This is a genomic window from Streptomyces sp. NEAU-174, from assembly GCF_052665095.1.
Genome location: NZ_JBQTCE010000006.1, coordinates 35,777 through 50,512, shown reverse-complemented (window position 1 = coordinate 50,512; position 14,736 = coordinate 35,777). Strand labels below are relative to the sequence as shown.

The window sequence follows — 14,736 nt, the reverse complement described above, 5'->3', positions numbered from 1 at the left end:
ATCCCTGTGAGGCGGACCGGACGCACCCGGCCCCACCGCGCGGGTGGGACCGGGCGCTCCGCTACGCGGATGAACGTGCGCGGCGCTACTTGCTCACCTTGACGGAGAACCAGTCCACGCTCATTCCCTCACCGGAGGTGGTGTCCGCCGCCGGTGAGGTGCAGCCGCAGACCTTGTTCGGGTAAGAGCCGCCGACCGCGACGTTGAAGATGGCGAAGAACCCGTGGTCGACCGCCTTCTTCCAGGTCTCGGCCGACACCTGGTTCTGCTTCACCGTGAAGGTCTCCTTGCCGTCGCGGTAGAAGCGCAGCTGTTCGGCGGAGGTGTCGGTGCGATCCACGATCACGGAGTACGTGTGGTAGTCGGTCTGACAGCCGTCGCACGGCAGCAGATCGCTGGTGATCCCGTCCGGGTCGTGGCACTCGCCCGCCCACTCACCGCAGTGGAAGGTGCTCGAGTGCTTGCTCAGCCCGTTGACGGCCTCCATGATGTCCAGCTCACCGATGCTCGGCCAGTTGGTGGCCCCGACCGGGCGCGCGTCGGCGCCCATGGCCCAGAAGGCGGGCCAGATTCCGAGGGCCTTCTCCGGGTTGGGCTGCTTGAGGGAGGCACTGATCTCCAACTGCCCACCGGCGGGCGCCTCGAAGTCGGTGCGCTGGGTCTCCACGCGGCCGGAGGTCCACTTGCCGGAACCGTCACGGATCGGCTTGATCACCATATGCCCGTCACCGTCGTGGTAGACGTTGTCGGTGGAGTCCGTGACCGACTCGATCTCGCCGGTGCCCCAGTTCGCGGCGCCGCCCGGGTAGCCGGTGCCGATGTCGTACAGCCAGTCGTTCTTGTTCAGACCGGTGCCCGCCGCGCCGTCGAAGTCGTCCTGGAAGACGGTGGTCCACTCGGCCTTGGCCGCGGGCTCGCCCGCGGCGGCGGTGTTGGAGGACACCGTGAGAGCCAGCAGTCCGGTCACCGGAAGCGACAGGGCGGCCACGAAGGCCAGAACGCGTCGTCGGCGGCGGCGGGGTTTGGCCTCCGCCGTCGTAGCTGAGGAAGTGATCCTGAACATGTGGGGGGCTGCTTTCGTTCGAAGGAACAGCGGTGCCCGGATGTGCGAGCCCCCGTGGCCCGCTCCTGGCGTGGGGGTGATGGGAGATCGGGCTACGGGAACTCGGGCACAGTGGGCAGAGCGAGCGCCCATGGGGTCGAGAGAGCGCTCACACGGAACGACTGTCTTGGACCCCGCCCTTGTCGGTCAAGGGCCTTGCTGAATTCACTAGTTGAACGAAAGCCGTTTCGGTTGACCGCACCGCGGCGGATGTATCGATCGCCCCACTTCAGAGTTGGAGGCATGTTCGGGGTGCCGGTACTGGTGCTCGCCAACTCTTGACGACGCGGCACGCCGTCCTGGCGGACCTGCTGCTGGACGCGGTCCTCACCGAGGGGACCGACGAAAACGCCGCGCAGGCGGCGGTGCGGGCCGCCGAGCGGCGCGGCCGGCGGATGGCTGGCCGTTCCACCCGCTCACCGGGAAGGCCCCCGACTTGGTGTGCGGCATGAACCATGCCTTCCTCGCCGGTTACGTCAACGGGCTTGAAGAATGATGGGCGGATGGCCCGGGATCGCTGATACGGGCCGCTCTCGGGCGGCCCACTGGCCCGTCGATGGACGGCGGAGCCAGCGGGCGGCGGCCGGTTTCACCGGCGGGGTGATGCCTCGGAGAGGCGAAGAAGCCGAGAGGTCGAGAGGTCGAGATTGTCGACAGACTCAGCGGCCTGGAAGCCTAGAACAGGCGGTTCAGGCGGAGCGACAGGTAGCAGCCGCCGGCGCGGCCGTCGGTGTCGTCGCTCACGGTCACGGAGTGGCCCTCATAGGCCGTGTCGTAGGTGTCCTTGGGGCGGTAGTTCTTGCACTGCCCCCCGGCGTCGGCGCCGCCGTCTCCGTAGAACTGCACGTCGAGGCCGATGTCCGAGCGACCGGAGAGGGCGAAGGTGAGGTTGCACCAGCCCGCTCGGCCATCGGTGTCCACCCGGATGTTGTCGCCGAAGGTCTTGAACGGCTTGATCGGGATCACGTGCGTGCCCCCGTTCTGGCACTGGCTGTCGTCGCTGCCGGGCTCCGGCTCCCAGGTGTAGGTGGCGGTCAGGCCCGCGAGGGAGTTCGACGGGTCGTAGATGCCGAAGGCCAGCTGGCAGCCGCCCGCGCGATTGTCGGTGTCCAGGCGGATGGCGGTGGACCAGTCGGGCGCGGTGACCCACCGCTCCGGCGGATTCGTCGGCCCGTCGCACTGGCCGTCGCCGTCGGGGTAGAAACGAACGCCCAGCTCGGGCGAGGCGTTGGCCGAGGACGACGCGGCGCCGGCCGACGTGGCCGTCAGGCCGCTCACCATCAATAAGCCGACCGCCAGCGCGGATCCCATTCGGGTCGATCTTTTGCCCAGCTTCAGCTTTCTCACGTGTGTCTCCCAGGGTGTCTTCGCTTGATGCCGAAAAGGTGCCGAACCGTTCCACGAGCGCGCATGACCATCACTGAATTCCTGGCAGGTGCGTTGGAACAGGGCGGAGCAGGGAGGAGCGGAGAGGAACAGAGGGAAACCGAGGTGGATCCGATGGAGCAGACGGGAAGGCGAAAATGGACCCTCCCCGGACCGCGGCGCCGCTCTGGCAGGTCACGGCGGCGACGGCAGAATTATCCAGGCCACGTCGGGACGAGCGGCAAGCTGGATATCGGCCAGGTATGGCCGAATCAGAGGCGCCTTCAGGACGAAGGTGAATATGGGGTTTCCTGGTGGTGGAGCGATGGGCGCGCGCTATCAGATGGGGCTCTGTCCTGGGGAGGGGCCGGTCGACCCCGGGATATGGGCCAAGGCCATGGGCTGACGAGTGGGGCGCGCGCTGCCCGACCGGAAGCGCTCATGGCCGAATATGGCGGGGAAGGGAGAGGTATTTCTGGACACCACCGGCGCTTGCGGGAAGCATGACCACCTGGCATACGCAGGTGAAGGCCTCTCGCGTCCGAGGCGGGTCCGAGGCGGGTCCGAGGGCGGGCTGGGGGCGGGGCTCGGGTCGGGGGGAGACCATGCGCGTTCAGGTACTTGGGCCGTTACGGGTCTGGCACGGCGAGGCCGGAATCGACCTCGGCACACCTCATCAGCGAGCCCTCCTCGGCCTGCTGGTCCTGGCAGGGGGACGGTCGCTGTCCCGGGCGGAGCTGGCCGACGCCCTGTGGCGGGCCCGGCCACCGCGCAGCGCCGTCAATCTCATCCAGACCTACGTCAAACGATTACGCCGCCTGCTGGAGCCCACCCGTCCGGCCCGGACCCCCAGCGCGCTGCTGCCCAGGGTCGGGGACGGCTACGCGCTCCGCGTTCCCCAGGACGACGTCGACCTGTCCCGCTTTCGGCAGCTGGCGACGCGGGCCGAGGCCGCACGGCGCGACGGCGACGATCGCGGCGCGGCAGCGCTGCTGGCTGAGGCGCTCCGGCTGTGGCAGTCCCCGCCGATGGCGGATCTGCCCCTCCTGGCCGCCCATCCCGCGGTGGTCGCGCTGGCCGAGGAGCGGCGGGCCGCGGTGGCGAAGTACGGCGACGCGATGATCGCCGCGGGGGACGCCGAGGAGGCCCTGCCCATCCTGGCGGAGACCGCGGCCGCGCACCCGCTGGACGAGCGGGCACAGGCCCGTCTGATGCGGGCCCACGGCGCCGTCGGACAGCGGGACACGGCCTTCACGATCTATCTGGACAGCCGCCGCAGACTCGCCGACGAACTGGGTGTGGAGCCCGGCGCCGAATTGACCGCCGCCTACGCCGCGTTGCTGGGGGAGGCGGCCGGGAGACCGGGAGCCTGTGCGGCAGGCCCCACGGGAACCCGTTCCCGTGGGGCCGACGTCATTCCGGACGCCCCCGGGCACGAAGCCCGGCCCGTCCCCGGGCACGAACCCGGGCCCGCGTCGGGATCCGTCCCCGAGCCCGCGTCGGGATCCGCCCCCCGACCCCGGCCTGGGGACGATCAGCCGACGAGCCCGGACCGGCCCGCCCCGCCCGCCCAACTCCCGGCGGACGTCTACGGCTTCACCGGCCGATCGGCCGAGCTGTCCGCGCTCGACCGGCCCTGGGCCGGGGACGAGCGGCCCGGCCTCCGGGCGCCCGGACCCGCGACCATCGCGCCCGGACCCGCCACCATGACGATCTCGGTGATCTCCGGAACCGCCGGCGTCGGGAAGACCGCGCTGGCCGTCCACTGGGCGCATCAGGCACGCGACCGGTTTCCCGACGGGCAGCTGTACGTCAATCTGCGCGGCTACGACCCGGACCGGCCGCTGTCCTCCGGTGACGCCCTCACCCGCTTTCTGCGCGCCCTGGGGCTGAGCGGTCGGCACATCCCCCTCGACCCGGACGAGCGGGCGAGCCGCTACCGCACCGAGATGGCCGACCGCCGGATGCTCGTCGTGCTGGACAACGCCCTCTCGGTCGAACAGGTGCGCCCGCTGCTGCCGGGCACACCCTCCTGCGCGGTGTTGGTCACCAGCAGGGACAGCCTGGCCGGTCTGGTGGCGCTGCACGGCGCCCAGCGGATCGAGCTCGGCCCGCTGGTCCCCGCCGAGGCGACCGCGCTGCTGCGCCTGCTCATCGGCGACCGGGCTCGGACGGACCACACCTCGTCCGCCGTGCTGGCCGAGCAGTGCGCACGGCTGCCGCTGGCGCTGCGGGTGGCGGCCGAACTGGCTGCCACCCGTCCGGGAGTGACCTTGTCCGAGCTGGTGGCGGAGCTGAGCGACCAGCAGCGGCGGCTCGAACTGCTGGACGCGGGCGGGGACTCCCGGGCCACCGTGCGATCGGTGTTCTTCTGGTCGTACCGTCATCTGCCTCCCGCGGCCGCCCGGACGTTCCGGCTGCTCGCCCTGCACCCGGGGCCGGACTTCGGCGTCCACGCCACCGCCGCCCTCACCGGCGAGGACGTGGACCGGGCCGGCAGCCGGCTCGCCCTGCTGACCCGGGCCCATCTGGTGCGGTCCTCCGGGCCCGGGCGGTACGCCATGCACGACCTCCTGCGCGCCTACGCGGACCGCCTGTCGCTCAGGTACGACGAGCGGGCGGACCGCCAAGCGGCCGGCATCCGCCTGCTCGACCACTATCTGGCCGGTGCCACCGCGGCGATGGACACGCTCTACCCGGCCGAGCGGCACCACCGCCCCGGCACCGCGCCCACGGCGGCATCGGCCCCGCCCATGCGGGACCAGGCGGCGGCGCGGGCCTGGCTGTCCGCCGAGATCCCCGTCATGAGCTCGGTCTGCGCCAGGGCCGCGGACGGACACCGGGCCGACTACGCCGTGCGCCTGGCCGCCGTGCTCTTCCGCCACCTGGACGGCGGCCACCACATGGAGGCGCTGTCGTTCCACACCCACGCGCTGCGCGCGGCCGAGCACATCGGGGACAGCGCCGGCCGGGCCCACGCACTGACCAACCTCGGCGTCGTCCACTGGCGGCTCGGCGCGTACCGATCGGCCGCCGTCCACCTGCGGCAGGCCCTGGTCCTCCATCGCGCCTCGGGCGACCGTGCGGGCCAGGCCCGTACGCTGTCCAATCTGGGCAATGTGCACTGGCGGTCGGGCGACCACCCGTCCGCCGCGCACTGCCACCAGCAGGCCCTGTCGCTGTACGAGGAACTGGCCGACCGGGTCGGCCAGGCCCGCACCCTGACCAACCTCGGCAATGTGTGCCAGCGGCAGGGGGAGTACGACCTGGCCGACGCCTATCAGCGCCGGGCACTGGAGCTGCACGGCGTGACGGGCGACCAGATCGGCCGGGCCCGGACGCTGACCAACCTCGGCACCGTGTGTCTCCGCCAGGGCCGTTACGAGGCGGCAGCCGACCACCACGGTCAGGCCCTCGAGCTCTTCCGCCGGTTCGGTCACCACGGGGGGCAGGGATACGCGATGACCGGCCTGGGGGATGTGTATCTGCGGCAGGGGCTGCCTCTCGTGGCCGCCGACCACCACCGCCAGGCCCTGCGCCTGTTCCGTACCAACGGCGAGCGCTACGGCGAGGCGTCCGCGCTCAACGGCCTGGGCGAGGCGCTGCGCGGGGCCGGGCGCCCCGGCGAGGCCGTCGTCTACCACGTCAGGGCCGAGGCGGTCGCGGCGAGCACCGGTGAGCGCGACGAGCAGGCGCGCGCCCGGCTCGGCGCCGCGCTGGCGCGTGGCGACAGCGACGCCGCCGACGCGTCCCCCACCTTGCGTTAGCCCCACGCCGGCCCCCTCCCGCCACCCGGCCGCGCCTTCGGCTCAGACGAGAAGCTGACGTCCGGCCAGTTCCCGGTACAGGGGCGAGGCGTCGAGGAGTTCGGCATGGGTACCGCGGGCGACGACCCGGCCCTCTTCGAGTACGACGATGAGGTCGGAGCGGACGATCGTGGACAGCCGGTGGGCCACGACCAGCACCGTGCGGTTGACGGAGACGGAGTCGATCGCCTCGGCCAGAGCGGCCTCGTTGCGGGCGTCCAGGCTGGCGGTGGGTTCGTCCAGCAGGAGCAGCGGTGGCGCCGCCAGCAGCACGCGGGCGATGGCCAGCCGCTGGCGTTCGCCACCGGAGAGCAGCACCCCGCCGTCCCCGACCTGGGCGTCCAGCCCCTGGGGAGTGCGGTGGACGAGACCGCACAGGTTCACGGCGTCGAGTACGCGCAGCAGGGCGGCGTCGTCGGCGCCGGGCGCGCCCAGCAGCAGGTTGTCCCGCAGGCTGCCCGCCAGCGCGGGCGCGTCCTGCTCGACATAGCCGAGCTGGCCGCGCAGGACGGCGAGCGGCAGTTCACGGGCGTCGACCCCGTGGAGGCGGACGGCGCCCGCGGTGGGCTCGTAGAACCGCTCGGCGAGGGCGAGCAGGGTGCTCTTGCCCGCGCCGGACGGCCCGACCAGCGCGACCCGGAAGCCCCGCGGGATGTCCAGGCTGACGCCGCGCAGCACGGGTGTGCCGTCGGGATAGTCGAAGTCCACGTTCTCGAAGGCGAGGACCGGCCGGTGCGCCGGGCCGACGGGGACAGGACGGTGGACGGCCGCGGCGCCGGCCTGGGGTTCGGTGGGCAGGGCCCGTACCTCCTCGATCCGGGCGAGCGCCCCGAGCCCGGCCTGGAAGGTGGTGTACGCCTGGAGCGCCTGGGCCATGGGCTGGACGAACAGCAGGAGATAGAGGACGAACGCGACGAGGTCCGCCACGTCCACCGCGCCCGACGCCACGCGGGTGCTGCCGTAGCCCAGCACGGACAGCAGGGCCGCCTGCATCGCGACATTGGTCAGGGGTACGGCCAGCGACTCCAGGCGGGCCACCCGGAGCCCGGCTTCGTAGGCGGCCGCGGCGCTCCGCTCGATCTGCGCGGCCTCACGTTCCTCCGCGCGGGCGGCACGGATGGTGCGCACCGCGGTCAGCGCCCGCTCGACGGAGGCCGTCATGGCGCCCACGGCCTGCTGCGCCAGGCCGCTCAGGTGCCGGACCCGGCGCGAGACCGTGGCCACGGCGACGACGCCGGCCCCCACCGACAGCAGGGTCACCACCAGCAGTGGCGGATCGATGCTCCCCATCAGGACCACGGCACCGAGCGCGACCACCACGCCCGAGCCCAGGTCCACCAGACCGCCGGTCACCACGGACCGCAGCAAAGTGGTGTCGGCGCCCACCCGGGAGATCAGGTCCCCGGTGCGCCGCCGGTCGAACTCCCCGACCGGCAGCCGCAGCAGAGTCCCCACCAGGGTGCGGCGGGCCATGAGGACCACGCCCTCCGCGGTGCGCTGGAGCAGATAGCGCTGGACTCCCTCCAGGGCCGCGGCCGCCACCACCACACCGACCAGGAAGGCGAGGGCGGCGCCGAGACCGGAGCCCCCGCTCGCCGCCCCCAGCGTCCGCTGGACCAGCAGCGGCTGGGCGAGGGCCGCCGCCGCCGACACCAGGGACAGCCCCATGACCGCCAGCAGCGCGCCGCGGTGCGGGGCGAGGTACGGCCACAGCCGGGACGGCCGGCGGCCGGACGCGCCTGGTGCGCCGCTCACGGGGTGAGCCCCCGTCGCCGTCCCGGCGCCGCCGGAGTGTCCGCCGGCTGGGCGGAGCCGATGCGCTGGAGTACGCGATAGCCGACGGTGACGTCCTGGTTGTCGTTGAGCACGACGCCGTGGACCTCGGTCCAGGCATGGAAGGTGTCCTTCTCGAACGTGCTGGTCAGCGCCCTGGCCACACAGACCTCGGCGGGCAGGCCCAGCGCCGCCAGATAGCGGGCCAGGGCCAGTGAGCGGGGCAGGCAGTCCGCCCGGGGCAGCAGGACCCGCAGCACCGACTGGGACCAGAACACCTGTCGCCGGGCCAGGAGGACGCCCACATCCGGGTGGAGTTCGCGCGGACGCCAGGCGCCCGGGGCCGGCCGGGCTCCTTCGAGGAGCGGGCGGGCCCTGCTCCAGCCGCGACGGCGGTAGGTCCACGCTGCCACGGCGGTGGCCCGGAGCGCGCGCAGCCGTAAGAGCGGTGGCACGCCCGGCGGCGGCGCCGCGCCCGGGGCCGGATCCGCCAGGAAGAACTCCCAGTCCGCCAGCGGCTTGGTGAGGGCTCTCACGGTCGCCCCTCCTCGGCCGGGGCGAGCAGGCCGTGCTGGGCGAGCTGGTGCGCGAGGGTGGTGACGCCGGCTTCGAGGGTGCCGCTGGGTGCCTCCACCAGTTCCCCGAGATGGGCGACCACCTCCTCGACCGTGCCGAACCGCAGGGCGGCGCCGAGCATCAGCGTCGCGGTCGCGTTCAGGGCCAGATAGACGTCCTTACGGGTGTCGAGGATCACCCCCGCCTCGTCGGTCGGATCGAAGACGGCGTGGTCGGCCAGGCGCAGCAGAGGGGGAGCGGGGTTCACGGTCATGGGGTCCTTCCCTCGTAGTGACGCAGGAAGATCTCGGTCATGGCGGCGTGGACCAGCGTCTCGGCGTTGCGGCGCCTGCGGTGCGGGTCGGTCAGCACCTCGGTCAGCCGTGCCGGGTTCACCACACCCATGCGGACGAGCCGGGAGTCGGGCCCGCCCATCAGTTCATGGAAGGCGTCCGTGTCCGCCAGGGCGCGGTGCTTGTGCGCGGAGGACATCCACAGGCGTCCGTACCGGCGCCATACGGACGCGGGCAGCCGGGTGGACAGCAGCAGCCGGAGCACCGGCTTGGTGATCACCTGCCCCTGGTAGGGGATCATCCGGTACGCGTCGGGCATCCGCGCGGCCAGCCTGCGCAGGTCCCGGGAGCCCAGAGGGTTGCACATCATGATTCCGCGCGGCCGCCACGACGTCAGTTGCGCGCAGGCGTCCTTGACCGAGTAGTCGTCCTCGGCCGGTACGTCTGCGAACGGGTCGTCCGGGACGCCGGGCACGGGTTCGAGGAAATCCGTGGCCCGGGCGAGGCCGCCGCCGGACCGGATGTCGTCGAACAGCGAGCGGGTCCGGGAGGCGGTGCGGACGATCCGCGGGGATTCCCAGCGGGAGCTGATCAGACCCGCGCAGAGCGCCGCCCTCTCGCGGAACGGGATGTCTCCGGCCAGGGCGTCGTGCAGCCCGTAGCGGAGCGGGCCGAACCGCAGGTCGCCGTCCCTGCCCCACACCAGCAGTCTGACGCCGTCGGTGTGCACCCGCTCCGCCAGTTGCTCCAGCCAGGGAAACCCCACATTCAGGAAGGGGTGGGGGAAGGCGCGCCCGCGCGGTGGGAAGTCGCCGTCGTAGCCCGCCTTGACCATCTCCAGCGGAACGGACAGGTGGTCGCAGATCGTTCGCGCATAGGCGGACTCGTCGGCCAGCGGGTCGTCCACCACATGGTGGTAGGCCACCACATCGGCCCCGGCCTCGACCAGGGCGCACAGCACGGCCGCCGAGTCGAGCCCGCCGCTGACCATGACTCCGACCCGGCCCGCGCCCACGTACGCCCGGGCCTCCCGCAGCAGCATCTCGTAGGCGAGCTCGGCGTACTGGGCCAGGGGCGTGCGGCGCGGCAGGTCCAGCGGCGCGAGGGCGTCGAACCGGACGGTGGACAGGGTCCTTTGGTCGGCGACGACGAGCTCGCCGGGGCGCACGGGGGTCAGTCCGTGGTAGATGAAGACCTCGTCGCCGCGACAGCACCGCCAGATGGCCTGCCGGCTGAACTCCTCGCGTTCCCGGTCGAGCAGGCCGGCCGGGTCGGTGGACCAGCTCACCACCGGGCCGTCCCTGCGGTACAGCAGTCCCTCGGTGCTGACGAGGTTCCGGAACAGCGTCACCTTGCGCGGGGTCACCAGGGCCCCGCACAGCTCACCGGGCAGCCGCGCGAGTTCCGCGTGGCGGCCCTCGCGGACCAGATCTGCGATCCGCCGCTGCCATCCGTCCGCCGCCGGACGGGTCACCGGACCGGACAGCAGCAGATGCTCCCCGGGGCCGGTCTCCACCGGCCGGAGGGAAGTGTCCGGGGCCGGTCGCCGCACCGCCCGGTGAGGTGTCGGCGGTGTTCCCCGGTTTGCGAACGGCAGGCGGGCGAGCCCGATTTCCGCGTCGGCGGCGTCGAAGTCCACCCGACCGGAGATTCCGAGAAAGTCCCCGACCAGCAACAGAGCACCCCTTTTCGCCACATGGTCCAGCCGGTACCTGATGCCCCGCCCAGGTCAGGCGGGGCCGAGCGCATCCGCTCCCGCCCGAAGGGGGCGGGAGCGGAGCGGGTGGTATCGGCCGCCGTCAGCTGAGGCGCCGGTGCGTGGTGATGACGTTGTCGAAGGTCTGCCCGATGGTGAGCCATCCGGTCAGTTCCTCGACCGTGCCCAGCACGGTGACATTGGGCTCCACATACGCCAGCTTGATCTTCATCGGAGTTCCTCCCCTTTGGCCGGGTTCGGTGTGTGTTCCTCCTCAGGTTGCGTCGTACGTTTGGACGAGGACTGGACGTCCGGTGGACACGGCCGCGCCGTCCCTGTCAGGGCACCTCCGGTCCGCGGTACTCGCGCATCGCGTCGATGAGCCAGCGCGCCAGATAGTCGGCGAACGAGGACCGGGGGAGGAGCCGGTACGTGGGCGCGTCGTCGAGCTGCCAGAGCAGCACCGGGACGGGGCCCACCGTGGTCGACACCGCCCGGCCGGGGCCGAAGGCGCGGGGGTGCAGGTCCAGCCGGCAGCCCTTCTCCAGCACCTGGCGGGCGGCCGGGCCGCTCAGTTCGAGCGTGGTGCGGTTCGCCGAGACGTCCACGACCGAGCCCGGGTCTCCCGCGAGTGCCTGCCGCAACTCGGCGGTGTCGATGGGCGCTTCGCACAGCACGAGCCACTCGTCGGGGCCGAGCCAGACGGCCGTGTGGGGGCCGGACGCGGCGGTGTGTCCGCACTCCCGCGGCAGCGGCGCCCCCAGGGTCTTCTCCACGCGGCCGGCCGCCTCCGAAGCGGGGTCGAGGCGCAGGTTCACCATGGAGAGGAACGGCCGCTCGGCCAGGGTGACGCCGCGGGCGCCGGTGACGGCGGCCGCGCGCATCCGGTCCGCCAGATGTGCCAGGGGGCTGGTGCGCAGCCCCACCGGGCCCGCGTCGGTCGGCTCAGCCATCTCGCTTGGTCCCTTCGGGGTCGTAGAGCACGGGTTCGGTGACCTGGACGGATACGAGGTCGTCGCCGACGGGGGCGAGCAGCGTGTCCCCGACGCGGTCCCGCCCGGCGCTGACCAGGGCGAGGGCGAACGGCCGGCCCAGCGCCTGGCTGTGGTAGCTGGAGGTGACATGGCCGAGCATCGGCACCGGCCCGGCCTCGGGGGTGACGGGCACGTCCGGCGCGATGAGCTGGGTGCCCTCGGGCAGCCGGGTGACGCGATCGCTCGGCAGGAGGCCGACCAGGTGCTTGCGGTCGGGGCGGGAGGTGTCGGGGCGGGAGTACGAGCGCTTGCCGATGAAGTCCTTCTGCTTGGAGACCACCCAGGACATCCCGGCATCCTGCGGGGTGACGGTGCCGTCGGTGTCCTGGCCGACGATGATGTAGCCCTTCTCGGCCCGCAGGACGTGCATGGTCTCGGTGCCGTACGGGGTGATGTCGTACGGTCGGCCCACCGCGTACACCTCCTCCCAGACCGCAAGGCCGTACCACGCCGAGACGTTGATCTCGTAGGCCAGTTCGCCGGAGAAGGAGATCCGGCAGATGCGGGCCGGGACACCGGAGGCCAGGGTGGTCTCGCGGAGGGCCATGAAGGGAAACGCCTCGTTCGACAGGTCGACGTCGGGGGCGAGATGGGCGACCACCTCGCGCGACTGCGGGCCGACCACGGCGATCGTCGTCCACTGCTCGGTCACCGAGGTGCAGTGGACGTCGAGCTCGGGCCACTCGGTCTGGAGCCACTCCTCCAGCCAGTCCAGGACCCCGGCGGCGCCGCCGGTCGTGGTGGTCATGAAGTAGCGGTTCTCCTCGAGGCGCAGCGTGACGCCGTCGTCGAAGATCATGCCGTCCGGCTTGCACATCACGCCGTAGCGGGCCATACCGGGCCTGAGCTTCTTGAAGCCGTTGGTGTAGACGCGGCCCAGGAACTCCCCGGCGTCCCGGCCCCAGATCTCGATCTTGCCGAGGGTGGAGGCGTCCATGAACGCCACCCCCTCGCGGGCCGCGCAGCACTCGCGGGCCACGGCCGCGTCCATGTCCTCACCCGGCCGGGGGTAGTACCAGGGGCGCTTCCACTGCCCGACGTCCTCGAACACCGCCCCCTGGGCGACATGCCAGTGGTGGATGGAGGTCATGCGTTCCGGGTCGAACAGCTCACCGCGCTCCCGTCCGGCCAGGGCGGCGAAGGCCACCGGCGTGTACGGCGCCCGGTAGGCCGTTGTGCCGATCTCTCCGGGCGACGCGCCCGCGCCGAGGAGCTCGGCGATGACACCGATCGCGTTGACGCCGGAGGTCTTGCCCTGGTCGTTCGCCGTGCCGAGCGAGGTGTAGCGCTTGACGTGCTCGACACCGCGCATGCCGGTCCCGGTGGACCGCCGGATGTCGGCGACGGTGGCATCGCGCTGGAGGTCGACGAAGTGGGTGTCCCAGCCGCCGGGCTCGCCCTCGGGGGCGGGCACCAGCCACAGCGCGCGGATCGGGCCGGCTCCGGGCCGTGCGTCCCCGGGCGACGGCAGGGGGACCGGGAACCCGGCGTCCGTCGCGGCCCCCGCACCGGCCCGCGCCCCCTCGGCCAGACAGCCGTCGAGGTCGTAACGCCCCCGGGCCGCGCCGACGACCCGCTGGTCCCGTACGGTGCCGTCGGGTACGAACGCGACCAGGTCCTCGTCCCAGCGCAGCCTGCCCTGGCGCTGGCTGTGCAGGTGCACCACCGGGCTCCAGCCGCCCGAGACGGCGAGCAGGTCGCAGTCGAACGACTCCGGCTCGCCGGTGAGCCGACCCTCCTCGCCGAGGGCCTGGACGGTGACACCGGTGAGCCGGCCGCCGCCCGCGGTGCCGACCACCGCACTGCCCGTCAGCACCCGCACACCGGTCGCCGTGGCGACCTCGGCGGCCCGGCGGGACAGCTCGGGACGCGCGTCCACGACGGCGGCGATGTCGATCCCGGCGGCGTGGAGATCGGCGACCGTGTCATAGGCGCTGTCGTTGGTCGTGCTCACCACCGCCCGCGAACCGGGCACCACGGCGTACCGGTTGAGGTAGGAGCGCACGGCTCCGGCGAGCATCACCCCGGGCCGGTCGTTCCCGGCGAAGACCAGCGGACGCTCGTGGGCGCCGGTCGCCAACACCACCTGGCGGGCGCGGATGTGCCACAGCCGCTGGCGCGAGACGCCCTCGGCGGGGTCGGGCGCCTCGGCTCCGAGGTGATCGGTGCGCCGCTGCACGGCCAGCACATAGTTGTCGTCGTAGGAGCCGAACGCCGAGGTGCGGTGCAGGACGACGGCCTCCGGGGCGGCGTCGAGCGCGGCGCGGACCTCGGCGACCCACTCGAGGGCGGTCTGCGCGCCGACCCGCTCGGCGCGCCCGGAGAGCAGCGAACCGCCGGGCTCGGGCTGGTCGTCGAGGAGGATCACCCGGGCGCCGGAGCCCGCGGCAGCGGCGGCGGCCGCGAGTCCGGCCGGTCCGGCGCCGATGACCAGGACGTCGGTGTGGATGTACTTCTTGTCGTAGACGGCGGGGTCGGGGGCCGGGTCGAGCCGTCCCATCCCGGACAGCGTGGTGGCGGACAGCCCGTCGTACAGCTCCACGGTCGTCGCCGGAAGCATGCCCTCCGAGCACGGACCGCCGAGCTGTACCAGGGCGTTGGGCTCCTCGACGCCCGCGGCGACGATGCCGCGCGGGCGGCCGCGGTAGATCGACGGGGCGACCTCGACGACCCCGTTCGCCAGCATCGCCGAGGCGACGGTGTCCCCGGGGTGCCCGGTCAGCTCCCGCCCGTCGACGGTGAACCGCAGCACGGTGCCACGCTCGATACGGCCCCCTTGCCGGAGCCGGCAGCGCTGATGGGGCTGGTCGGTCATCGATTTCCTCCGGCCTGGGGCAGTTCGGGGCGGGGCGCGTCGAGCCGGTAGGAGGCCAGCACCTCGTAGCTGACGGTGTCGCGCAGGACGTTGAACCAGCGGCGGCAGCCGGTGCTGTGCGTCCACCGCTCGGCGAAGGGGCCCTTGGGGTTGTCCCGGTAGAAGACGTAGGCGGCCCACTGCTCGTCGTCGAGGTCGGCGGGGCGCTCGGGGTAGGGGACATGGGCCTGTCCCCCGTAGTGGTACTCGGCCTCGTCGCGAGGACCGCACCATGGGCAGGTGATCAGCAGCACGGTG

12 protein-coding genes are annotated in these 14,736 nt (G+C 72.6%); 2 read left to right on the top strand and 10 right to left on the bottom strand.

Annotated features, from left to right (window positions below; all coding sequences use genetic code 11):
- Window positions 1-85 precede the first annotated feature (85 nt).
- Window positions 86-1,063 carry a glycoside hydrolase family 16 protein gene (locus ACT2CW_RS18555; RefSeq protein ID WP_445517412.1) on the bottom strand — a complete coding sequence of 326 codons (978 nt, stop codon included), beginning with the start codon at window positions 1,061-1,063 and terminating at the stop codon, window positions 86-88.
- Window positions 1,064-1,380: 317 nt separating this feature from the next.
- Between ACT2CW_RS18555 and ACT2CW_RS18550 the strand changes: the two genes are divergently transcribed.
- Entirely contained in the window at window positions 1,381-1,554 is a 174-nt protein-coding gene (locus tag ACT2CW_RS18550; RefSeq protein WP_445517411.1) for a hypothetical protein, read from the top strand.
- A 223-nt stretch (window positions 1,555-1,777) separates the two neighbouring features.
- Here ACT2CW_RS18550 and ACT2CW_RS18545 read toward each other — a convergent pair whose 3' ends face one another.
- Complete coding sequence (locus ACT2CW_RS18545) at window positions 1,778-2,413, bottom strand: hypothetical protein (RefSeq protein WP_432047849.1); 636 nt, start codon at window positions 2,411-2,413, stop codon at window positions 1,778-1,780.
- 659 nt (window positions 2,414-3,072) lie between these two features.
- On the opposite strand from ACT2CW_RS18545, the gene ACT2CW_RS18540 reads away from it, so the two are divergent.
- Entirely contained in the window at window positions 3,073-6,234 is a 3,162-nt protein-coding gene (locus ACT2CW_RS18540; protein ID WP_445517410.1) for an AfsR/SARP family transcriptional regulator, read from the top strand.
- 42 nt (window positions 6,235-6,276) lie between these two features.
- Here the strand turns inward: ACT2CW_RS18540 and ACT2CW_RS18535 are convergent, their stop codons facing one another.
- The 8 genes from ACT2CW_RS18535 to ACT2CW_RS18500 form a co-directional block, all read right to left on the bottom strand.
- Window positions 6,277-8,028, bottom strand: a complete 1,752-nt coding sequence (locus ACT2CW_RS18535; protein ID WP_445517409.1) for an ABC transporter ATP-binding protein — start codon at window positions 8,026-8,028, stop codon at window positions 6,277-6,279.
- Window positions 8,025-8,582, bottom strand: coding sequence for a lasso peptide biosynthesis B2 protein (locus tag ACT2CW_RS18530; RefSeq protein ID WP_445517408.1), 558 nt, complete (start codon window positions 8,580-8,582; stop codon window positions 8,025-8,027). The genes ACT2CW_RS18535 and ACT2CW_RS18530 overlap by 4 nt, the downstream gene beginning before the upstream one ends.
- Entirely contained in the window at window positions 8,579-8,875 is a 297-nt protein-coding gene (locus ACT2CW_RS18525) for a PqqD family protein (RefSeq protein ID WP_182468216.1), read from the bottom strand. Before ACT2CW_RS18525 ends, ACT2CW_RS18530 begins: the two co-directional genes overlap by 4 nt.
- Window positions 8,872-10,410: an asparagine synthase-related protein gene (locus ACT2CW_RS18520; protein ID WP_445517407.1), complete on the bottom strand. Its 1,539-nt coding sequence runs from the start codon at window positions 10,408-10,410 to the stop codon at window positions 8,872-8,874. Before ACT2CW_RS18520 ends, ACT2CW_RS18525 begins: the two co-directional genes overlap by 4 nt.
- Before the next feature lie 283 nt (window positions 10,411-10,693).
- Entirely contained in the window at window positions 10,694-10,822 is a 129-nt protein-coding gene (locus ACT2CW_RS18515) for a hypothetical protein (protein WP_267950677.1), read from the bottom strand.
- Window positions 10,823-10,928: 106 nt separating this feature from the next.
- Entirely contained in the window at window positions 10,929-11,543 is a 615-nt protein-coding gene (locus tag ACT2CW_RS18510; RefSeq protein WP_445517406.1) for a sarcosine oxidase subunit gamma, read from the bottom strand.
- On the bottom strand, window positions 11,536-14,439 hold the full coding sequence (locus ACT2CW_RS18505; RefSeq protein ID WP_445517405.1) for a sarcosine oxidase subunit alpha family protein: 2,904 nt from the start codon (window positions 14,437-14,439) through the stop codon (window positions 11,536-11,538). Before ACT2CW_RS18505 ends, ACT2CW_RS18510 begins: the two co-directional genes overlap by 8 nt.
- Entirely contained in the window at window positions 14,436-14,732 is a 297-nt protein-coding gene (locus ACT2CW_RS18500; protein WP_020865506.1) for a sarcosine oxidase subunit delta, read from the bottom strand. The genes ACT2CW_RS18505 and ACT2CW_RS18500 overlap by 4 nt, the downstream gene beginning before the upstream one ends.
- Window positions 14,733-14,736: the final 4 nt, after the last annotated feature.

Coding starts and splice junctions, on each gene's coding strand:
- ACT2CW_RS18555 (WP_445517412.1), bottom strand. CDS start 1,063: ATGTTCAGGATCACTTCCTCAGCTACGACGGCGGAGGCCAAACCCCGC.
- ACT2CW_RS18545 (WP_432047849.1), bottom strand. CDS start 2,413: ATGGGATCCGCGCTGGCGGTCGGCTTATTGATGGTGAGCGGCCTGACG.
- ACT2CW_RS18540 (WP_445517410.1), top strand. CDS start 3,073: ATGCGCGTTCAGGTACTTGGGCCGTTACGGGTCTGGCACGGCGAGGCC.
- ACT2CW_RS18525 (WP_182468216.1), bottom strand. CDS start 8,875: ATGACCGTGAACCCCGCTCCCCCTCTGCTGCGCCTGGCCGACCACGCC.
- ACT2CW_RS18515 (WP_267950677.1), bottom strand. CDS start 10,822: ATGAAGATCAAGCTGGCGTATGTGGAGCCCAATGTCACCGTGCTGGGC.
- ACT2CW_RS18510 (WP_445517406.1), bottom strand. CDS start 11,543: ATGGCTGAGCCGACCGACGCGGGCCCGGTGGGGCTGCGCACCAGCCCC.
- ACT2CW_RS18505 (WP_445517405.1), bottom strand. CDS start 14,439: ATGACCGACCAGCCCCATCAGCGCTGCCGGCTCCGGCAAGGGGGCCGT.